22 protein-coding genes are annotated in these 18,416 nt (G+C 70.5%); 10 read left to right on the top strand and 12 right to left on the bottom strand.

Annotation, left to right across the window (positions count from 1 at the left end):
* Positions 1-3 precede the first annotated feature (3 nt).
* A complete protein-coding gene (locus ACFUNE_RS33190) occupies positions 4-324 on the bottom strand; it encodes a hypothetical protein (RefSeq protein ID WP_383575717.1) in 321 nt (106 codons plus the stop codon).
* Positions 325-432: 108 nt separating this feature from the next.
* Here ACFUNE_RS33190 and ACFUNE_RS33185 point away from each other — a divergent pair, with 108 nt between their 5' ends.
* The 5 genes from ACFUNE_RS33185 to gdhA all read left to right on the top strand — a co-directional run bounded on the left by ACFUNE_RS33185 (position 433) and on the right by gdhA (position 6,291).
* Positions 433-834: a hypothetical protein gene (locus tag ACFUNE_RS33185; RefSeq protein WP_383575714.1), complete on the top strand. Its 402-nt coding sequence runs from the start codon at positions 433-435 to the stop codon at positions 832-834.
* Positions 835-1,015: 181 nt separating this feature from the next.
* Entirely contained in the window at positions 1,016-2,284 is a 1,269-nt protein-coding gene (locus tag ACFUNE_RS33180) for an Ig-like domain-containing protein (RefSeq protein ID WP_383575711.1), read from the top strand.
* A gap of 145 nt (positions 2,285-2,429) precedes the next feature.
* Complete coding sequence (locus ACFUNE_RS33175; RefSeq protein ID WP_383575709.1) at positions 2,430-3,893, top strand: ABC transporter permease; 1,464 nt, start codon at positions 2,430-2,432, stop codon at positions 3,891-3,893.
* Positions 3,894-3,941: 48 nt separating this feature from the next.
* Positions 3,942-4,625 carry an ABC transporter ATP-binding protein gene (locus ACFUNE_RS33170; RefSeq protein WP_383575706.1) on the top strand — a complete coding sequence of 228 codons (684 nt, stop codon included), beginning with the start codon at positions 3,942-3,944 and terminating at the stop codon, positions 4,623-4,625.
* Positions 4,626-4,911: 286 nt separating this feature from the next.
* The gene (gdhA, locus tag ACFUNE_RS33165; protein WP_383575703.1) at positions 4,912-6,291 is read left to right on the top strand and encodes an NADP-specific glutamate dehydrogenase; all 1,380 of its coding nucleotides are present in this window, start codon (positions 4,912-4,914) and stop codon (positions 6,289-6,291) included.
* 43 nt (positions 6,292-6,334) lie between these two features.
* On the opposite strand, the gene ACFUNE_RS33160 is transcribed toward gdhA, so the two are convergent.
* Positions 6,335-6,718 (bottom strand): YrdB family protein, encoded by a 384-nt coding sequence (locus ACFUNE_RS33160; protein WP_383575701.1) that lies wholly within the window; start codon positions 6,716-6,718, stop codon positions 6,335-6,337.
* A gap of 246 nt (positions 6,719-6,964) precedes the next feature.
* Between ACFUNE_RS33160 and ACFUNE_RS33155 the strand changes: the two genes are divergently transcribed.
* Positions 6,965-7,321, top strand: coding sequence for a helix-turn-helix domain-containing protein (locus ACFUNE_RS33155; RefSeq protein ID WP_383575698.1), 357 nt, complete (start codon positions 6,965-6,967; stop codon positions 7,319-7,321).
* A gap of 30 nt (positions 7,322-7,351) precedes the next feature.
* Here ACFUNE_RS33155 and ACFUNE_RS33150 read toward each other — a convergent pair whose 3' ends face one another.
* The 6 genes from ACFUNE_RS33150 to ACFUNE_RS33125 all read right to left on the bottom strand — a co-directional run bounded on the left by ACFUNE_RS33150 (position 7,352) and on the right by ACFUNE_RS33125 (position 11,698).
* Positions 7,352-7,957 (bottom strand): ClpP family protease, encoded by a 606-nt coding sequence (locus tag ACFUNE_RS33150; protein ID WP_383575695.1) that lies wholly within the window; start codon positions 7,955-7,957, stop codon positions 7,352-7,354.
* 1 nt (position 7,958) lies between these two features.
* Positions 7,959-8,597, bottom strand: a complete 639-nt coding sequence (locus tag ACFUNE_RS33145; protein WP_383575692.1) for an ATP-dependent Clp protease proteolytic subunit — start codon at positions 8,595-8,597, stop codon at positions 7,959-7,961.
* A gap of 124 nt (positions 8,598-8,721) precedes the next feature.
* Positions 8,722-9,507 carry a hypothetical protein gene (locus ACFUNE_RS33140; protein WP_383575690.1) on the bottom strand — a complete coding sequence of 262 codons (786 nt, stop codon included), beginning with the start codon at positions 9,505-9,507 and terminating at the stop codon, positions 8,722-8,724.
* 113 nt (positions 9,508-9,620) lie between these two features.
* Positions 9,621-10,328 carry a peptide-methionine (S)-S-oxide reductase MsrA gene (msrA, locus tag ACFUNE_RS33135; protein WP_383575688.1) on the bottom strand — a complete coding sequence of 236 codons (708 nt, stop codon included), beginning with the start codon at positions 10,326-10,328 and terminating at the stop codon, positions 9,621-9,623.
* Between the two features lie 68 nt (positions 10,329-10,396).
* Entirely contained in the window at positions 10,397-10,555 is a 159-nt protein-coding gene (locus ACFUNE_RS33130) for a hypothetical protein (RefSeq protein WP_383575685.1), read from the bottom strand.
* Positions 10,556-10,594: 39 nt separating this feature from the next.
* Positions 10,595-11,698 (bottom strand): hypothetical protein, encoded by a 1,104-nt coding sequence (locus ACFUNE_RS33125; RefSeq protein ID WP_383575683.1) that lies wholly within the window; start codon positions 11,696-11,698, stop codon positions 10,595-10,597.
* Between the two features lie 79 nt (positions 11,699-11,777).
* On the opposite strand from ACFUNE_RS33125, the gene ACFUNE_RS33120 reads away from it, so the two are divergent.
* Positions 11,778-12,923, top strand: a complete 1,146-nt coding sequence (locus ACFUNE_RS33120; protein WP_383575680.1) for a cystathionine gamma-synthase — start codon at positions 11,778-11,780, stop codon at positions 12,921-12,923.
* Between the two features lie 82 nt (positions 12,924-13,005).
* Here the strand turns inward: ACFUNE_RS33120 and ACFUNE_RS33115 are convergent, their stop codons facing one another.
* Together ACFUNE_RS33115 and ACFUNE_RS33110 are read right to left on the bottom strand one after the other, a co-directional pair.
* Positions 13,006-13,197 carry a DUF1059 domain-containing protein gene (locus ACFUNE_RS33115; RefSeq protein ID WP_383575678.1) on the bottom strand — a complete coding sequence of 64 codons (192 nt, stop codon included), beginning with the start codon at positions 13,195-13,197 and terminating at the stop codon, positions 13,006-13,008.
* 86 nt (positions 13,198-13,283) lie between these two features.
* Positions 13,284-13,814 (bottom strand): MarR family winged helix-turn-helix transcriptional regulator, encoded by a 531-nt coding sequence (locus tag ACFUNE_RS33110; protein ID WP_383575676.1) that lies wholly within the window; start codon positions 13,812-13,814, stop codon positions 13,284-13,286.
* A gap of 158 nt (positions 13,815-13,972) precedes the next feature.
* On the opposite strand from ACFUNE_RS33110, the gene ilvA reads away from it, so the two are divergent.
* From ilvA to ACFUNE_RS33095, 3 genes are all read left to right on the top strand, one after another.
* Positions 13,973-15,202, top strand: a complete 1,230-nt coding sequence (ilvA, locus tag ACFUNE_RS33105; RefSeq protein WP_383575673.1) for a threonine ammonia-lyase — start codon at positions 13,973-13,975, stop codon at positions 15,200-15,202.
* Between the two features lie 150 nt (positions 15,203-15,352).
* A complete protein-coding gene (locus tag ACFUNE_RS33100) occupies positions 15,353-16,354 on the top strand; it encodes an ATP-binding cassette domain-containing protein (protein WP_383575670.1) in 1,002 nt (333 codons plus the stop codon).
* Between the two features lie 59 nt (positions 16,355-16,413).
* The gene (locus ACFUNE_RS33095; protein ID WP_383575744.1) at positions 16,414-17,199 is read left to right on the top strand and encodes an ABC transporter permease; all 786 of its coding nucleotides are present in this window, start codon (positions 16,414-16,416) and stop codon (positions 17,197-17,199) included.
* 63 nt (positions 17,200-17,262) lie between these two features.
* On the opposite strand, the gene greA is transcribed toward ACFUNE_RS33095, so the two are convergent.
* Together greA and ACFUNE_RS33085 are read right to left on the bottom strand one after the other, a co-directional pair.
* Positions 17,263-17,760, bottom strand: a complete 498-nt coding sequence (gene greA, locus ACFUNE_RS33090) for a transcription elongation factor GreA (protein ID WP_329232229.1) — start codon at positions 17,758-17,760, stop codon at positions 17,263-17,265.
* 188 nt (positions 17,761-17,948) lie between these two features.
* Positions 17,949-18,353, bottom strand: coding sequence for a DUF4307 domain-containing protein (locus ACFUNE_RS33085; protein WP_383575667.1), 405 nt, complete (start codon positions 18,351-18,353; stop codon positions 17,949-17,951).
* Positions 18,354-18,416: the final 63 nt, after the last annotated feature.

The following is an 18,416-nucleotide window of genomic DNA, read 5'->3' as shown; positions in this document are numbered from 1 at the left end:
GGCTCAGATGCCGTGGGCCGGTGTGCCGCCCCGGCGTACCGAGTACGCGACGAACCCCGCGCCGACGCACAGCGACGCTGTTCCGCCGATCAGGTACGGAGTCGTGTCGACGCCCGTACCGGTGTCGGCCAGCGTGTCCTGCGAGGTGAACTCCCCCGTGGCGGAGGCCTGTCGGACCCCGGTGTAGGAACCGGCGGACGAGCCGGTGGATCCGCCCTGTGCGCCTGCCTCGCCGGTCGCGTTGGCGGAGGGCACGAACCAGAGGGCACAGAGCAGGGTGCCTGCTGCCGTGGTGGTCAGCAGCGTGCGACGAGCGATGGACACAGAATCGATCCCCTTGCGACAGCCATCAGTTAGCCCCGTGGGCCGATGCTAAGCAAAGCAGCGGGTCGGAGGAAAGCCACAGGTCCCGGGAGCCTTACGCTCCGGCGTATGAGCACTTCGGAGACACCCTCATTTGTTCGACTTCGCGTGGAGATGGTCCTGGAGATCAGCGACATCGACGCCCTGACCGGTACGGCACTGGAGAGCATCGCCGCCGATTTCACCGCCTCCGGCGCGGCGGCGGACGAGTCCGCCGAGGAACGTACGCATGCCGAGGAGACGGTCCGGGAAGACGCAGCTGAAGCCCTCGCCTCGTTGATCGACCCGTTCGATCTGGTCAGCCAGGTGCCCGGGGTCGAGCTCGCCCAGGCCTCCTGGAGCAGCGAGACGATCGACTACGACCCCGACGCCGAGGACTGGGCCGCCGGAGAGGACGGGGACGAGGCGTACTACGGGATCGAGGACAATGAGACGGACGACGAAGAAGGCGGCGGGCATACGGAACGCTGACGCCCGCGGGGCACTCCTCACAGGTGGCGGGAACCGCCGCGGTCCTGGGTGCGTCGATGAGTGGTGTTCCCCACATCTCCGGTGGATGTGGAACGGAAGACCCGGTCACGGTGTTCTTGGAACATTGACGGGGTATCGCCGTCGGGCGACCCTGTCCGGGGATCTTGGGGAATCGGCAACGATGGAGAAGCGTGTGATCACGGACAGCAAGCGGCGCAAGGGCCTCATGGCCGCGTCCGCACTGCTCGGCGGTGTACTGGTGCTTTCGGCCTGCAGCGACGACGGCGGCAGCACGGGCGCGAGCGCCGACAGCTCGAAGACGTCACAGGCGCAGGTCGACGAGGCCGCGGCCAAGGACGCATCGGAGGCGCAGATAACGATCGCGCCGAAGAACGGGGCGACCAACGCGAGCATCAACAACGCCGCGATGGTCACCGTCGCGAAGGGCAAGCTGACCGAGGTCACCATGACCACGGCCGACGGCGAAGCCGTCGAGGGCACCCTCGCCGCCGACGGGTCCAGCTGGAAGCCCGGCGGCCAGCTCGAGCGCTCGACGACGTACAAGATCAGCGCCACGGCGTCCGACTCGAAGGACCGCGAGGCACACGCCAACAGCTCCTTCACCACGGTCTCGCCCGAGAACAGCTTCATCGGGAACTTCACCCCCGAGGACGGTTCCACCGTCGGCGTGGGCATGCCGGTCTCGATCAACTTCAACAAGGCGATCACCGACAAGAAGGCCGTCCAAGACGGCATCAAGGTGACGTCGAGCAGCGGCCAGGAGGTCGTCGGCCACTGGTTCAACAACCAGCGCCTCGACCTGCGCCCCGAGGACTACTGGCAGGGTGGCTCCACCGTCACCCTGAAGCTGGCCCTGGACGGCGTCGAGGGCGCCGACGGCGTCGTCGGTGTGCAGCAGAAGACGGTCACGTTCAAGGTCGGCCGCAACCAGGTCTCGACGGTGGACGCCAAGGCGCACACGATGACCGTCACCCGTGACGGCAAGACGGTCAAGACGATCCCGATCTCCGCCGGCTCCGCCGACAACCCGACGTACAACGGCCAGATGGTGATCTCCGAGAAGTTCAAGGAGACCCGCATGGACGGTTCGACCGTCGGCTTCACGGACGACGACGGCAAGGGCGAGTACGACATCAAGGACGTCCCGCACGCCATGCGGCTGTCCACGTCGGGCACCTTCATCCACGGCAACTACTGGGGCGCGAAGTCGATCTTCGGCAGCGCGAACACCAGCCACGGCTGTGTCGGACTGTCCGACACGAAGGGCGCGGGCGACTCCGGTACGCCTGCCGCCTGGCTGTACGACAACTCCATGGTCGGCGACGTGGTCGTGGTCACGAACTCCCCGGACAAGACCATCGCCCCCGACAACGGCCTCAACGGCTGGAACATGAGCTGGTCGGAGTGGACGGCGGACTCCGCCGCCTGATCCCCGCCTCCTCCCCCTCCGAAGGCGGCGGCACCCGGATTCCTCCGGGTGCCGCCGCCTTCGGCGTGTGCGGGGCGCCAGGGTTCTCATCCGTCTCTCATCGGGCCCTTAACTCCTCATCACGCCCGCTCCATATCTTCGCGCCATGTTCTTCACCTACCTCCGGCGCGAGCTGCGCCGCCGCAGAAAGGCGGCGCTCGTCGTCGCCTCGGGGCTCGCCCTCGGCATTGCGCTGGTCATCATCGTCAGCTCGGTCTCCTCGGGCATGAGCAAGGCCCAGGACAAGGTCCTCGAATCCCTGTACGGCCTCGGCACCGACATGACGGTGACCAAGGCCGCTGCCGCCCAGGGCTCCGGCGGCACCGGACGCCCCCGGTTCGAGTTCGACGCCCAGGACGACGAGGACGCGACCCAGAGCACCGACCGGGTCATGGTCCAGGGCTTCCAGACGCTGGCGTCCAGCACCGTCGGCAAGGTGGGCGAGCAGAAGGGCGTCGCGGATGCCGTCGGCGGACTGAGCCTGACGGTCATGAAGGTCGACGGCCAGTTCAAGCGCGGCGAGTTCAAGCAGGACGAGAGCTCGGGCCAGGGCGGCCCGGGCGGCGGCCAGGGCGGCGGCGGCCAGCCGCAGGGCCGGGTCCAGGGGGGCGGAGCATCCTTCGACGTCAACTCCTTCACCGTCTACGGCACCGACGTCACCCAGCAGGACCTCGGCCCGCTGACCTCCTCCAAGATCACCAAGGGTCGTACGTTCAAGGCGGCCGAGACCGACGCCGAGGTCGCGGTGGTCGACTCCGCCTACGCCAAGGAGAAGTCCCTCGCGGTCGACAAGACCGTCACCATCTCCGGCACCGAGTACACGATCGTGGGCGTCTCCACGGCGGACAGCGGTGACGCGGCCGCCAACGTCTACATCCCGCTCAAGCAGGCACAGACCGTCGCCGACTCCAAGGACAAGGTCACCACGGTCTACGTCAAGGCCGCCGACTCCCAGCAGATCGACACCGTCAAGGCCGCCATCCAGAAGAACATCTCGGGCACGACGGTCACCACCTCCGCCGACCTCGCCGACACGGTCTCCGGCTCCCTCTCCACCGCCTCCGACCTGGCCTCCAGCGTCGGCAAGTGGCTCTCCATCGCGGTCCTGATCGCCGCGTTCCTCGTCGCAGGCCTGCTCACCTCCTCCGCCGTCAGCCGCCGCGTGCGGGAGTTCGGCACCCTCAAGGCCCTGGGCTGGAAGAGCGGGCGCGTCACCCGCCAGGTCGTCGGCGAAGCCCTCGTCAACGGCCTGATGGGCGGAGTCCTCGGGATCGCCGTCGGCCTCGCCGGCGCCTACGCCGTGACCGCGATCAGCCCCACCCTCAGCGCGCAGCTCGGCTCCACGGGCGGTGGCGGCGGCATGGGAGGCGGCGGCCCGATGGGCGGCGGCGGCCCCGGCCGCCAGACCGCGTCCAAGACCCTCGACATCGCGCTGACCGCACCGGTCTCCCTCACCACGATCCTCGTCGCCGTCGCCCTCGCGGTGGCCGGCGGACTCATCGCGGGGGCCTTCGGCGGCTGGCGGGCCTCCCGGCTGCGGCCGGCCGACGCCCTGCGCCGCGTCGCGTGACGACGCCCCACCCCACCCCCTCCCGTACGTAGCAGCAGGAGTCCACACGTGTACCAGCTCAAGGGCGTCACCAAGCGCTACATGCGCGGCAAGAATCCCGTCGACGCGCTCGCCGGTGTCGATCTGACCATCGAGGACGGCGGACGGCTCGTCATCCAGGGCCCGACCGGCGGAGGCAAGTCCACCCTCCTGCAGATGCTGGGAGGGCTGGACCGGCCCACCGCCGGCACCATCGAGCTCGACGGCGTCGACCTGGCCAAACTCCCCGAGTCCCGGCTGACCAAGGTCCGGGCCGAGTCCATCGGATTCGTCTTCCAGAGCTTCAACCTGATCCCGACGCTCACCGCCCAGGAGAACGTCGAGACGGCGCTCGTCCCCCTCGGCCTCGGTGCGAAGGCACGGCGCGAACGCGCCGCCGAGGCCCTGGAGTCGGTGGGTCTCGGCGACCGGCCCACCCACCTGCCGAGCGAGATGTCCGGCGGTCAGCAACAGCGTGTCGCGATCGCCAGGGCGCTGGTGAAGCGGCCGAAGGTGCTGCTCGCCGACGAGCCGACCGGCAACCTCGACGAGTCCATGCGCGACGAGATCATGGACCTGCTCGACGGGCTGTGGAAGGAGCACGGGCTGACCTTCGTGATGGTCACCCACGACAGCTCCCTCGCCCGCAAGGCACCCCGGGTGGCGACCATCCGCAAGGGGAAGGTGACGGTGACGGAGAACGCGGCGGCCTGATCCGCGGTGACGTGCGGACCTCACGGCCGTCCTCCTCCGGCTGTGAGGTTCGCCACCCGTACGGCCCCGCGACCCGGGCGCCGTGCGGCCTCGCGCGGACGGGCGTACGTGTGCAGAGCGGCCACTACCGGGGCGAACAACCCCGTCCATTCCGTGGATGTCGCCCGGGCACGGCCGGTTCGCGCTGCGAGACTTGCCGGGTGCAACGGCCCGCACGGACCGTAGGCGCCTCCGGGGACAGGGAGCGCCGACGCGCACGAGCCCACCCACGGAAGGTCTTGATCAGATGCCGGCCAGCTCCGAAATCCTCACCCCGCGCACCGCCGGGAACCGCGTCATCGAACCCCTCTACGCGGAGATCCTGCGACGCAACCAGGGCGAGGGCGAGTTCCACCAGGCGGTGCGCGAGGTCCTCGAAACCCTCGGCCCCGTGCTGGCGCAGCGTCCGGAGCTCGTCGACGCCCGCATCATCGAGCGGGTCTGCGAGCCCGAGCGCCAGCTCATCTTCCGGGTGCCGTGGTCGGACGACGCCGGCGACATCCACGTCAACCGCGGCTTCCGCGTCGAGTTCTCCAGCTCGCTCGGCCCGTACAAGGGCGGACTGCGCTTCCACCCCTCGGTCAACCTCGGCATCGTGAAGTTCCTCGGCTTCGAGCAGATCTTCAAGAACGCCCTCACCGGCATGCCGATCGGCGGCGGCAAGGGCGGTGCGGACTTCGACCCCAAGGGGCGGTCCGACGCCGAGGTCATGCGCTTCTGCCAGTCCTTCATGACCGAACTCCACCGCCACCTGGGCGAGTACACCGACGTCCCCGCCGGTGACATCGGCGTCGGAGGCCGGGAGATCGGCTACCTCTTCGGCCAGTACAAGCGGATCACCAACCGCTACGAGTCCGGTGTGCTCACCGGCAAGGGCCTCGGCTGGGGCGGCGCCCAGGCACGTACCGAGGCGACCGGCTACGGATGCGTCCTGTTCACCGCCGAGATGCTCCGTGTGCGCGGCGAGTCCCTCGACGGCCAGCGCATCGCGGTCTCCGGCTCCGGCAACGTGGCCATCTACGCCATCGAGAAGGCCCAGCAGCTCGGCGCGACCGTCGTGACCTGCTCCGACTCCGGCGGCTACGTCGTGGACGAGAAGGGCATCGACCTCGACCTGCTGAAGGAGATCAAGGAGCACGGCCGCGGCCGGATCTCCGAGTACGCCGAGCGGCGCGGCGATCACGTGCGGTACGTCGAGGGCGCGGGCGTCTGGAGCGTCCCCGTGGACGTGGCGCTGCCCTGCGCCACCCAGAACGAACTCCACGAGGCCGACGCCCTGGCCCTCGTGCGCAACGGGGTCAAGGCGGTCGCCGAGGGCGCCAACATGCCCACCACCCCGGAAGCCGTGCACGTCTTCCAGGAGGCGGGTGTCGCCTTCGCCCCCGGCAAGGCAGCCAACGCGGGCGGGGTGGCCACCAGCGCGCTGGAGATGCAGCAGAACGCCTCCCGCGACTCCTGGACCTTCGCCCACACGGAGGAGCGCCTGGCGCAGATCATGCGGCACATCCACGACTCCTGCCACACCACGGCGGAGAAGTACGGCAGCCCGGGCAACTACGTGGTGGGTGCGAACATCGCGGGCTTCGAGATCGTCGCCGACGCGATGCTGGCGCAGGGCTTGATCTGACGGTGCCGCGACGCGGGGGCCGGTGCGAGGAGCACCGGCCCCTTCAGGGCTGACGGCGCCGGTAGTACTCCGCGCAGCCCGTGTTCACCACCGTCACCGCGGCGAGGACGACGCCCGCCACCGGGTGCCCCGTCCCGTACACCGCCGCCGCGCCGCCGCCGAGGACCAGGGTCTTCACGGCCAGTACGCCCGCGAGCGGCAGTGGGAACCGGGCGCGGGGTGCGGCGAACAGGCCCCACAGCACGACGGCCGCCGCGGGTGCCCCGATCCCGAGCGCCGTCGACGCCGCCACACCCTCCGGGGCCGTGAAGCCCCAACAGGCCAGGGCGCCGATCGCGACCAGTTCCAGGACGAACGCGAGCACCTCGTTCGCGGCGAACCAGGGGCGGTCCCACGGGACGGAGCCGTCGCCGTCACTTGCCGTCATGCCGAGTCCTCTCGTCGCCGGTCCCCCTCAGGGTGCCGCACCATGGGGCGGCGTGCGGGCGTCTGTTGAAGGAGAGCGGCACCTGCGTGGACGTACCGATGGCGTCGTCAGCGGGCGCGCGGGGCCGGGGACCGGAGGGCCAGGCCGCGTCCGTCCCGGGCCACCGCCGTTCTGCCGACAGCAGATCCGCCCGGCGCGGAAGGGTTTCCCCTGCCGTTCCGGGCGGATCGTTCCTACGCTTGGACGATGAGCAGCCACGCGTCGAACCGCGCCCGGGTCATCCCTCTTCGTCCCGTTCCCGCCGCAAGGGAGCCCCTCTGGCGGGACGTCGTCGGCGATGTCCTGCGCCGCGAGCGCCTCGCGCAGGAGCGGACGCTCAAGGACGTGGCCGAGGCCGCGCAGATCTCCGTGCCCTACCTCTCCGAGGTCGAGCGCGGCCGCAAGGAGGCCTCGTCCGAGGTGCTCGCCGCGGCCGCCCGCTCGCTCGGGCTCGGGCTGGCCGACGTGCTCTCCCTGGCTCAGGGAGAGCTCGCCCGCCGCAGCACGACCTCCCGTGTGTCGCCGGTCCGGGCCTCGATGGGCGAGGTGAGGCTGGCCGCCTGACCCGGCACGCGTGGGTGGGTGGGGCGTGCGTCAGGCGGCGGCCAGGGCCCGTCGGCTGAGGACCTCGTCCGCGAGGCCGTACGCCACCGCCTCCCGCGCGGTGAAGATCCGGTCCCTGTCGGTGTCGGCCCGCAGGGTCGCCGGGTCGTGCGGGGTGTGCCGGGCCAGGACGTCCTCGACCTGTGACCGGATCCGCAGCATCTCCCTGGCGTGCAGCCGGAGGTCGGAGACGGTGCCCTGCTGTCCGCCGCTGGCCGGCTGGCCCAGCAGCACACGCGAGTGCTCCAGGACGAACCTCCGCCCCGGGTCCCCGCCGGCCAGGAGCACCGCCGCCGTCGAGGCCGCCTGGCCGACGCAGTACGTCGCGATGGGGGCCGAGACGAAGCTCATCGTGTCGTAGATCGCCATCAGCGAAGTGAACGATCCTCCGGGTGAGTTGAGGTAGACGGAGATCTCGGCGCCGGGGCTCGACGACTCCAGGTGGAGCAGCTGGGCGATGACGACGTTGGCGACCCCGTCGTCGATCTCGGTACCGATGAAGATGATCCGCTCGGACAGGAGCCGGCTGAAGACGTCGTAGGACCGTTCCCCCTGCGGGGTCCGCTCGACGACGTTCGGGATCGTGTACTGGCCCATGTCAGAGTCCTGCCCGTCGTCGCGAGCCGGCCGGACGCACGTCGTCGAGCGACGTGACGACGTGGTCGACCATGCCGTACGCCTTCGCCTGCTCGGCCGTGAACCAGCGGTCCCGGTCGCCGTCCCGGGAGATCGTCTCCGCGGACTGCCCCGTGTGGGCCGCCGTGATCCGCTCGACGGCCTGCTTCGTGAACTCCAGGTTCTCCGCCTGGATCGCGATGTCGGAGGCGGTCCCGCCGATACCGGCCGACGGCTGGTGCATCATGATCCGCGCGTTCGGCAGGGCGAACCGCTTGCCCTCGGTCCCGACGGTGAGCAGGAACTGCCCCATGGACGCCGCGAAGCCCATGGCGAGGGTGGAGACGTCGTTCGGGACGAGCCGCATCGTGTCGTAGATGGCCAGCCCCGCCGTCACGGAGCCGCCGGGGCTGTTGATGTAGAGGCTGATGTCCGTGCGCGGGTCCTCGGCGGACAGGAGCAGCAGTTGCGCGCAGACCCGGTTCGCGGAGATCTCGTCCACCTGGGTACCCAGGAACACGATGCGCTGGGCGAGGAGCTGGGCCGCGAGGTGGTCGTCGAAGCGCGTCGGCGGGGTGCCCTCGTCGGCGGCGCGTGGAAGGGCTGCGGGATGGGGCGACATCGGATCTCCCGGTGGTGGGGGCGGCCGGTGCGGCCGCGCTCACTCCACTCTTGGCCCGCCCGGGCGCGCACGTCACCGATCTCTGCCCGCGGCAGATTCGCCGCGGGCAGAGGAGGCCGCCTGCCTACTTCACCGTGACCGCGTCACCGGTGGAGACGACCTTCATGGTCGTCGTCGTGCCGAGGAACGCCCAGCGCCAGCTGCCCGACGCCGAGGCCTTCACGGTCGTCCGGAGCCGTCCCGCGCTGTCGGTGGTCGCCGTCTTGACCGTGTGGTAGGAGCCGCCGGGCGTCTTGTACTGCAGCTTCACCACCTGCTTGGTGAACCCGTGGTACTTGAGGTCCGTCCAGTTGGCCCGGGACAGCTTGCCGGTGACGGTGAGCGTGCCGCCCTTCTTCACCGGCTCGGGCGCCGCGTCCGTCGTCAGCGTCGCCGCGCGCTTCACCTTGAACGTGGTGATGCGGTCGGAGATCCAGTAGTCCTTGTCGTTGGCCTGCACCGTGGCGTTGACCTGCCAGGTCCCGGCCACCGAGTTGGCGTCCCAGCCCTCGTTGCCACTGCCGTAGGAGTCGATCCACGACGGGTCGATCTCCATCGTCGCCGTGCACACGGACGTGGTGGAGCTGCTCTTCCTGCACGACGTGCCCAGGTACGACACCGGCCCGTGGGCGTTGGCCGTGTTGAAGGCGGACACGTGCGCCACGCCCTTCACCCCCGAGTTGTCCTTGATCGTCATGACGATCGGGAACCGCTTCACGTTCTTGACGCCGACGATCACACTGCCGCCCGCGTTCACGACCGTCTTGACGACCCGGATGTCGCCCCGGCCCTCGGCGTGTGCGGCCGGAGCCGTCACCACCGCGGCGCCCACGGCCGCCACCGCCGCGAGTGCGGCGATTCCTCTGCGCATGTCCCACCCCTGTTGTTCCCCCGCCCGTGGTCGGGCGGGGGAACAGAGTAGCGATCACGCGGTCACGGAGGTGCCGGCACTCCCGGTCGCCTGCTCCGCGGGACGGGCGGGGCTCAGCCGTCCGTCGGCGCGGGCGCGATGCCCGTCGGGCAGGCGCGGCCCCAGTTCGTCTCGGAGGGGGACTCCAGGGTGGCTCCCGTGCCGCCGATGCCGCAGTAGCCGTCGGGGTTCTTGTCGAGGTACTGCTGGTGGTACGCCTCCGCGGGCCAGAAGGTGCGGCCCTCGGCCGGGAGGATCTCCGTGCTGATCGTGCCGAAGCCGGCGCCCGTCAGCACCTGCTGGTACGCCTCACGGGAGGCCTCGGCGGCCTCCGCCTGTTCGGGGGAGTGGGGGTAGAGCGCCGAGCGGTACTGCGTGCCCACGTCGTTGCCCTGGCGGAAGCCCTGGGTCGGGTTGTGGGACTCCCAGAAGAGCTTCAGGAGGTCCGCGTAGCTGACGACCTTCGGGTCGAAGACGACACGGACCGCCTCCGTGTGGCCGGTCAGGCCCGAGCAGGTCTCCTCGTACGAGGGATTCTCGGTGTAGCCGCCCTGGTAGCCGACGAGCGTCGTCCAGACGCCCTCCGTCTGCCAGAACTTGCGCTCGGCGCCCCAGAAACAGCCCAGCGCGAAGTCGGCGACCTCGAGGCCCTGCGGGTACGGGCCGGTCAGCGGGTTGCCGAGGACCGTGTGGCGGGACGGCACCGTGAACTCGGGGGTGGGTCGACCGCGCAGGGCCTCCTCCGGGGTGGGGAGCTGCGGGGTGCGGTTGGTCAGGAACATGCGGGGGCTCCTCCGGGGTCGGGGTTCGCTCCGTACAACGCCGCGGGGGCGTCGTGGATTCCGTGGTCTCAGGCCGCGGGGGCCGGGGGATCGCGGCGCTCGTCGCCCTCACGGTCCCGCCCTGCGGGGGACTCGTAGGAGGACATGTACGCGGCGGTCTTCCTGCGCGCCCGGAGCCAGAACCAGACGGCGAGGGCAATCAGGATCAGCGGGACGAGTCGTGCCATGGGTGTGCCTGTCCAATCCGGAGGGGAGGGCGTGCCGGGTCAGTGGAGCAGCGTCGCGGGGCTGCCGCCGTTCGCCTCGTACCCGGCGACGGCCAGAGCCCGGTACACCGTGTACTCGGCGGCCGGGTCGGGGTTCTGGGTCCAGGGCAGCGCGCCCACGTGGCCGTCGATGTGGACGAGCTGGTGCATCGCCTCCGACCAGCGTTCCATGCGGACGAGGAAGAGGACCAGCAGGTGCCGGACGTGCGCGAGCACCGGGTCGTCGGCGCGTGCCGCGTGCACCGCGAACATCGCGCCCTCGACCGCCTTCGTCACGACGGCACCCCGGTAGAAGCCCTGCACGAGATTGACCTCGGGCAGGTGCTCGTACAGCGCGAACAGGGGCAGCGCGGCCAGTAGCGAGCCCTGCGGGGCCCGGGCGGCGGCGGTCGTCGCGAAGCGGTCGGCCTCCTCGCGCGAGCCGTGCCACTTCTCGCACCAGAAGTGGAGGGCGGCGATGTGCGCGCCCATGTGCGCGGGGGCACGGTCGATGATCTTCGCCCAGAGCTGGTCGAACTGCTCGTGGGAGTAGCCCAGTCCACGGGCGACGGCCAGCTCCACGAGGTACGGGACGGGGTCGCCCGGGGCCAGCAGGGCCGCCTCGCCGCAGACCGTGCGGGCCTCCTCCAGGATGATCCGGAAGTCGTCCGTGCCCACGGTGCCGGTGCGCCACGCCTGCTGCACCAGGAACTCCGCGTGCACCGCGGCGGCGCCCGCGTCCTTCGGCGCCTCGGCCCGCCACGTCCTCAGCCAGGCCCCGCCCGTACCGGGCTGCCGGGCCAGCTCAAGCGACGCCGCCCCGGCGAACGCCTGCACCCGCTGCCAGCGGATCTCGCTCTCCTTGGGCGTCCCCGCGAGCAGCTGGGAGGCGGCCTTCCAGCTCCCGGTGGACTGCACGACGTCCAGGACGTCGAGGAGGTCCTGGTCGGGTCCGGGCATCCGGACGTCCAGCTCCTCCTGACGCGCGAAGCCGTAGGTGTCCGGGTCGGCGGCATCGGGCGAACCGGGCGCGACCTGGCGGATACCGCCGCGGCGCCGCAGCATGAGCGGCCCGACGACGGCGACGAGCATGCACAGGGCGAGCAGCAACCAGAGAATCTCCATGCGCTCCATTGTCCCCGGACGGGTAAGCGGGCGGCGAGTGGCCTGTAACTGCCCGCCCGACGAACTACGCTCGGGCCCCATGAGCGACCAGCACAGCTTCGAGACCCTTGCGATCCATGCCGGCAACACGGCGGATCCCCTCACCGGCGCCGTGGTCCCGCCGATCTACCAGGTGTCCACGTACAAGCAGGACGGTGTCGGCGGACTGCGCGGCGGTTACGAGTACAGCCGCAGCGCCAACCCGACCCGCACCGCGCTGGAGGAGAACCTCGCGGCGCTGGAGGGCGGCCGCCGAGGACTCGCCTTCGCGTCGGGCCTCGCCGCCGAGGACTGCCTCCTGCGCACGCTGCTGACCCCCGGTGACCACGTCGTCATCCCGAACGACGCCTACGGAGGCACGTTCCGGCTGTTCGCGAAGGTCGCCTCCCGCTGGGGCGTGGAGTTCTCGGTCGCCGACACCTCGGACGTGAGCGCGGTACGGGCGGCGCTCACCCCGCGCACCAGGGCGATCTGGGTGGAGACGCCGTCGAACCCGCTCCTCGGCATCACCGACATCGCGGCCGTCGCCGGAGTGGCCCGCCAGGCGGGCGCCCGGCTGGTCGTCGACAACACCTTCGCCAGCCCCTACCTCCAGCAGCCGCTCGCGCTCGGCGCCGACGTCGTGGTGCACTCCACCACCAAGTACATGGGCGGTCACTCGGACGTCGTCGGCGGCGCGCTCGTCGTCAGCGACCCGGAGCTGGCCGAGGAACTGGCGTACCACCAGAACGCGATGGGCGCGGTGGCCGGGCCGTTCGACGCGTGGCTGGTGCTGCGCGGCATCAAGACCCTCGCGGTCCGCATGGACCGCCACGACGAGAACGCGACCAAGGTCGCCGACCTGCTCACCCGGCACCCCAAGGTGACCCAGGTCCTCTACCCCGGGCTGCCGGAGCACCCGGGCCACGAGGTCGCCGCCAAGCAGATGAAGGCGTTCGGCGGGATGGTGTCCTTCCGGGTCGCGGGCGGCGAGGAGGCGGCGGTCGAGGTCTGCAACCGCGCGAAGCTCTTCACGCTCGGTGAATCGCTCGGTGGCGTCGAATCGCTCCTGGAGCACCCGGGCCGCATGACGCACGCCTCGGCGGCGGGCTCCCCGCTGGAGGTGCCGGCCGACCTCGTCCGGCTGTCCGTCGGCATCGAGAACGCCGACGACCTGCTGGCCGACCTGACACAGGCGCTCGGCTGACGACGTCCGTCCGGCCGGGACGGTTGGGTCCCGGCCGGACGGCTCCAGCGCGATCGGACGGCGGTCTTCCGGCCCTCCGCGGTCAGACGGCGACCTTCTCGTCCTCCAACGAGGCCCGGATCTCTTCACGCATTCCGGGGCTGTCCTCGTGCTCGTGGACCGAGACCGCGTGTTCGGCCGCGGCACGGACGACTTCGTCCTCCTCACCGGAGATGGTGAGGGAACAGTTCGACACGCTCGGGTACTTGCGGCAGTCGGCGACTTTCCGTGTCATGGCGGCCTCCTCGATGGACGAGTGCACGCACTACAAGGGTAGATCCGAAACGCCGCACCCACAGGCCGGGAACGCGGGACCGCCGGTCAGCTCTCCTGCGCCGGCTGGCTCGCCGCCTGCCGGGCCGCCAGCGAGGCGTTGAACCGGGTCAGCAGGGTGCAGAAGGTGTCACGCTCCTCCTCGCTCCACCCGTCGGTCACCTGGAACATCAGCTCACGCCGCGAGGCGCGGACCTCGTCGAGCCGGGCCTGGCCGCGCGGCGACAGCTGCAGCACGACGGCGCGCCCGTCCTCCGGGTGCGAGGTGCGCTTGACCAGGCCGGTGTCGACGAGCGGCGCGACCTGCCGGGTCACGGTCGAGGAGTCGATCCCCATCCCCGCGGCCAGCGCCTTGACGCCCATGGGGCCTTCCACGTCGAGCCGGTTGAGCAGCAGATAGGCCGCCCGGTCCATCGAGTTGCGGACCTGGCCTACACCGCCGAGGCGGGTCTGCTCGGCACGCCGGGCGAAGACGGCCACCTGGTGCTGGAGCGCGTCGAGGAGGTGGTCCGTTCCCGGATGTCCGGGGGCCGTGCCCCCGGAAGGAGACGCAGCAGTCGTCATGTCCTGAGGGGGCATGGCCGTGGGCTCTCTTCGTGCGAGTGTCGGATGGGTGGGGGACAGAGTACGCGGCCACGGGGCAACGTGTACCAGCGCTGCACAAACCCGTGGACACCACCTCAGGCCGCCATGAGATGCGACGGCCCCGACCGCTCCGAGCTGCAAGACTTGCTGTCATGACCTTCCGTACGTCTGGCCCCTTTCCGCCGCTGATCCTCGACGACGTCCGAGGCGCGCAGAAGATGCTGTCCGGGGTGGCCCGGACGACCGGGATGGAGGGCAGCCGCCATCTCAGCTCCCTCGTCGGCGCACCGGTCCACTTCAAGTGCGAGAACCTCCAGCGCACCGGCTCGTTCAAGCTGCGCGGCGCGTACGTGCGGATCGCGGGCCTCAGCCCCGTCGAGCGGGCGTCCGGCGTGGTGGCCGCGAGTGCCGGAAACCATGCGCAGGGTGTGGCACTCGCCTCTTCGCTGCTCGGCGTACGCTCGACGGTCTTCATGCCCGTCGGCGCCCCCCTCCCGAAGGTGGCGGCGACCCGCGAGTACGGCGCCGAGGTGAGGCTGCACGGGCACGTCGTCGACGAGACGCTGGCCGCCGCCCAGGAGTACGCCGAGGAGACCGGCGCCGTCTTCATCCACCCCTTCGACCACCCGGACATCATCGCGGGCCAGGGCACCGTGGGCCTGGAGATCCTCGAACAGTGCCCGGAGGTCCGCACGATCGTCGTCGGCGTCGGCGGGGGCGGCCTCGCCGCGGGCATCGCGGTCGCCGTGAAGGCGCTGCGCCCCGACGTCCGGATCGTCGGCGTCCAGGCGGCGGGCGCGGCCGCCTTCCCTCCCTCGCTGTCCGCCGGGCACCCGGTGGCGCTCGACTCGGTGCAGACCATGGCCGACGGGATCAAGGTGGGGCGGCCGGGCGACCTCACGTTCCCGCTGGTCCAGGAGCTCGTGGACGAGGTCCGCACGGTCTCCGAGGACGAGCTCTCCAGCGCGCTGCTGCTGTGCCTGGAGCGGGCGAAGATGGTCGTCGAGCCCGCCGGGGCGAGCCCGGTCGCGGCGCTGCTGAGCGACCCGGGGTCCTTCCGGGGGCCCGTCGTCGCCGTGCTGTCGGGCGGCAACGTGGACCCCCTGCTGATGCAGCGCATCCTGACGCACGGCATGGTCGCGGCGGGCCGTTACCTGAGCCTGCGGCTCCGGCTCACCGACCGTCCCGGGGCGCTGGCCGCGCTGCTCGCCACCCTGACCGTGGCCGACGCCAACGTGCTCGACATCCAGCACGTACGGACCGATCCCCGGCTGGGACTCACCGAGGCCGAGGTGGAGCTCCACCTGGAGACCAAGGGCCCGGCCCACTGCGACGAGGTCGCCTCGGAGCTGCGGGCCGCAGGGTACCTGGTGAGGATCTGAGCGGCGGGATCTCCGGGCAAAACCTGTTGTGGGCCCCGCGCCACGGCCTTACTGTGCATCGCCGAACATCCCGGTGTTCCCGGCTCTCAGCGGCCGGAAACTCTACGATCCGCTCAGGAATCCATGCGAGAGCAACTGGGGGAGTCCCGTATGCCAGGCGCCATCTACGCCGAAGGCCTGGTGAAGACCTTCGGCGATGTACAAGCACTGGGCGGCGTCGATCTCGACGTACCCGAAGGCACCGTCCTCGGCCTGCTGGGGCCCAACGGCGCCGGCAAGACGACAGCCGTGCGCGTTCTGACCACACTGCTCCGGCCGGACAGCGGGCGGGCCGTCGTGGCGGGCATCGACGTCCTGAAGAATCCCGACGAGGTGCGCCGCTCGATCGGCCTCTCCGGCCAGTTCGCGGCCGTCGACGAATACCTCACGGGCCGCGAGAACCTCCAGATGGTCGGGCAGCTCTACCAGATGAGCTCGCGCGACGCGAAGAGGCGGGCCGGGGAGCTCCTGGAGAAGTTCAACCTCGCCGACGCGGCCGACCGCACCGCGAAGACGTACTCCGGAGGCATGCGCCGCCGCCTCGACCTGGCGGCCGCGCTCGTCGTCTCACCACCGGTGATGTTCATGGACGAGCCCACCACCGGACTCGACCCGCGCAACCGGCAGCAGCTCTGGGAGGTCATCGAGGAGCTCGTCGCGGGAGGTACGACGCTCCTGCTGACCACGCAGTACCTGGAGGAGGCCGACCACCTCGCCCACGACATCTGCGTCATCGACCACGGCAAGGTCATCGCCCGCGGTACGTCCGACGAGCTGAAGGCCCGTACCGGCGGCGAACGCGTCGAGGTCGTCGTCCACCAGTCCGACCAGATCGAGGCCGCCCGCTCGGTGCTCGCCACGTACGGCAAGGGGGAGATCTCCGTCGCCGAGCACACCCGCAAGCTGACGGTGCCGGTCACCGGCGGGGCCAAGCTGCTCGCCGACGTCATCCGCGACCTCGACACCCACGGCGTGGAGATCGACGACATCGGTCTCCGCCGCCCCACCCTCGACGACGTCTTCATCTCGCTCACCGGGCATGCCGCAGAGCTGGAGAAGAACGGCGAGAACGCGTCGCCCGAGGCCGCAGAGGGCCGGAAGGAGGAGAAGTGAGCATCACCGACACGCCGAACCAGGCTCCGCTCAGGACCCGGGGGGCGGTCAGCCGATCGATGGCCGACTCCCTGGTCATGGCCCGGCGCAACCTGATCCGCATGAGCCGCATCCCCGAGATGGTGCTCTTCGGGCTCATCCAGCCGGTCATGTTCGTGGTGCTGTTCAGCTACGTCTTCGGTGGGTCGCTCGTGGTCGACGGCTCGACCAGTGCCGTCGAGTACCGCAACTTCCTGATGGCCGGGATCTTCGCGCAGACGGTCACCTTCGCCACGGCCGGCGCGGGCGCCGGGATCGCCGACGACATGCACAAGGGGCTCGTCGACCGGTTCCGGTCACTGCCCATGGCGCGCGGCGCGGTGCTCACCGGCCGCACGCTGGCCGACCTCGTCCAGACCACGCTCACCGTCATCGTGCTCATGATCGTTGCCCTGCTGGTCGGCTGGCGCATCCACGAAGGCGTCCCGAAGGCTCTGGGGGCCTTCGCCCTGCTGCTCCTCCTCGGGTACGCCTTCTCCTGGATCGGCGCCCTGATCGGCCTGTCCGTACGCACCCCGGAAGCGGCGACCTCGGGCGGCCTCATCTGGCTGTTCCCGGTCACGTTCATCTCGAACGCCTTCGTGCCCACCGAGAACATGGCGGGCTGGCTCCAGCCGATCGCCGAGTGGAACCCGTTCAGCGCGACCGTCCAGGCGTGCCGCGAGCTGTTCGGGAACCCCGGTGTCTCCCCGTCCGACGCCTGGCCGATGCAGCATCCGGTCTGGGCCTCGCTGATCTGGTCCGTCGTCATCGTCGTGGTCTTCCGCACGCTCGCGGTCAGGAAGTACCGCCAGGCGTCGGTCTGAGCCGCCCCACGACGGAGCCCCCGGCCGCCTGTGCGGCCGGGGGCTCCGTACGTGCTGGGGGGATCAGCCCTGGTACGGCTTGGCCGAGACGATCTTCACGCCGGCCTTCTTGCCGTTCGGGAGCTCGTACTCCGCGTCGTCGCCCACCCGCTTGCCGTTCACGCCCGTGCCGAGCGGGGACTGCGGGGAGTAGGTCTCGATGTCGGTGCTCGCGTACTCGCGGGAGGCGAGCAGGAAGGTGACCGTGTCGTCCAGGTCGCCGTCGAAGGCGATGGTCACGACCATGCCGGGCTCGACCACGCCGTCGTCGGCGGGGGCCTCGCCGACCTTCGCGTGCTCCAGGAGCTGGGTCAGCTGACGGACCCGGAGCTCCATCTTGCCCTGCTCCTCCTTGGCCGCGTGGTAGCCGCCGTTCTCGCGGAGGTCACCCTCCTCGCGGGCCGCCGCGATCTTGACGGAGATCTCCGTGCGCGCGGGACCAGACAGGTACTCCAGCTCCGCCTTCAGCTGGTTGTACGCCTCCGGCGTGAGCCAGGTGACGTTATCGCTGGTCTGGGTCACAGGGTGCTCCTCGTCGGTGCTGGGAATACAAAGCAACGCCCTACCCCAAGCATGCGCTGCCACGGGTGGGCGAAACAACGAGCCTAACAATTCCGCGCGAAAAGGGGGAGAAGGTAAATCATCACACGCGCGTTCCCGCAGGTCGGTGCGGGAGCGCGGGCATCGGGGGCGGCGCGCGCCCCGTACCGTCAGCCGTCCGCCGAGCACCCCTTGAGCTCCACCGCGGTCGCCCTGGAGGTGGTCCGCAGTGAGACGACCTCGTCGATCCGCTCGGAGCGCTCGTCGAAGCGGAAGTCCGCCCTGCCGACCTCGCCGCCCTCCTCGCTGAGGGCGCGGAGCGTGCAGTGCCCGTCGGTGTCCCGTTCCTTGCGGACCTCGAGGTGGGCCTCCGCGCGGGTGTCCGAGACGACCTTGGACTTGATGAGCTCCGCGCTGACGTCCTGACCGGCCACGTAGTCGTAGCCGAACCAGCCGATCATGGCCAGGAAGGCCACGCCCAGCACCGAGCCGACGATCTTCAGCTTGCGGTCCGCGCGCTCGTCCTGCGACCGGCCGTAGCGCCCCTCGGGCAAGGCCTCGCGCACCGCTGCCATGATCGTCCCTCCCGTGCCGGGGATCGAGGAATTTTCCACCCCCCGGTTCAGTCACTATAGAAG

Origin of the sequence: Streptomyces sp. NPDC057287 (assembly GCF_042667905.1) — a bacterium.
In the GTDB taxonomy this organism is placed as follows: domain Bacteria; phylum Actinomycetota; class Actinomycetes; order Streptomycetales; family Streptomycetaceae; genus Streptomyces.
The sequence above is the reverse complement of the archived record's forward strand: the minus strand, read 5'-3'. Positions and strand labels throughout refer to the sequence as shown.

Bases quoted from the DNA above. Each gene is read 5' to 3' on its own strand.
- ACFUNE_RS33145 (WP_383575692.1), bottom strand. From the start codon at position 8,597: ATGTCGCCCCATCCCGCAGCCCTTCCACGCGCCGCCGACGAGGGCACC.
- ACFUNE_RS33130 (WP_383575685.1), bottom strand. From the start codon at position 10,555: ATGGCACGACTCGTCCCGCTGATCCTGATTGCCCTCGCCGTCTGGTTC.
- ACFUNE_RS33110 (WP_383575676.1), bottom strand. From the start codon at position 13,814: ATGCCCCCTCAGGACATGACGACTGCTGCGTCTCCTTCCGGGGGCACG.
- ACFUNE_RS33125 (WP_383575683.1), bottom strand. From the start codon at position 11,698: ATGGAGATTCTCTGGTTGCTGCTCGCCCTGTGCATGCTCGTCGCCGTC.
- msrA (WP_383575688.1), bottom strand. From the start codon at position 10,328: ATGTTCCTGACCAACCGCACCCCGCAGCTCCCCACCCCGGAGGAGGCC.
- gdhA (WP_383575703.1), top strand. From the start codon at position 4,912: ATGCCGGCCAGCTCCGAAATCCTCACCCCGCGCACCGCCGGGAACCGC.
- ACFUNE_RS33155 (WP_383575698.1), top strand. From the start codon at position 6,965: ATGAGCAGCCACGCGTCGAACCGCGCCCGGGTCATCCCTCTTCGTCCC.
- ilvA (WP_383575673.1), top strand. From the start codon at position 13,973: ATGACCTTCCGTACGTCTGGCCCCTTTCCGCCGCTGATCCTCGACGAC.
- ACFUNE_RS33115 (WP_383575678.1), bottom strand. From the start codon at position 13,197: ATGACACGGAAAGTCGCCGACTGCCGCAAGTACCCGAGCGTGTCGAAC.
- ACFUNE_RS33180 (WP_383575711.1), top strand. From the start codon at position 1,016: ATGGAGAAGCGTGTGATCACGGACAGCAAGCGGCGCAAGGGCCTCATG.
- ACFUNE_RS33085 (WP_383575667.1), bottom strand. From the start codon at position 18,353: ATGGCAGCGGTGCGCGAGGCCTTGCCCGAGGGGCGCTACGGCCGGTCG.
- ACFUNE_RS33120 (WP_383575680.1), top strand. From the start codon at position 11,778: ATGAGCGACCAGCACAGCTTCGAGACCCTTGCGATCCATGCCGGCAAC.
- ACFUNE_RS33185 (WP_383575714.1), top strand. From the start codon at position 433: ATGAGCACTTCGGAGACACCCTCATTTGTTCGACTTCGCGTGGAGATG.
- ACFUNE_RS33095 (WP_383575744.1), top strand. From the start codon at position 16,414: ATGGCCGACTCCCTGGTCATGGCCCGGCGCAACCTGATCCGCATGAGC.
- ACFUNE_RS33140 (WP_383575690.1), bottom strand. From the start codon at position 9,507: ATGCGCAGAGGAATCGCCGCACTCGCGGCGGTGGCGGCCGTGGGCGCC.
- ACFUNE_RS33150 (WP_383575695.1), bottom strand. From the start codon at position 7,957: ATGGGCCAGTACACGATCCCGAACGTCGTCGAGCGGACCCCGCAGGGG.
- ACFUNE_RS33160 (WP_383575701.1), bottom strand. From the start codon at position 6,718: ATGACGGCAAGTGACGGCGACGGCTCCGTCCCGTGGGACCGCCCCTGG.
- ACFUNE_RS33175 (WP_383575709.1), top strand. From the start codon at position 2,430: ATGTTCTTCACCTACCTCCGGCGCGAGCTGCGCCGCCGCAGAAAGGCG.
- ACFUNE_RS33100 (WP_383575670.1), top strand. From the start codon at position 15,353: ATGCCAGGCGCCATCTACGCCGAAGGCCTGGTGAAGACCTTCGGCGAT.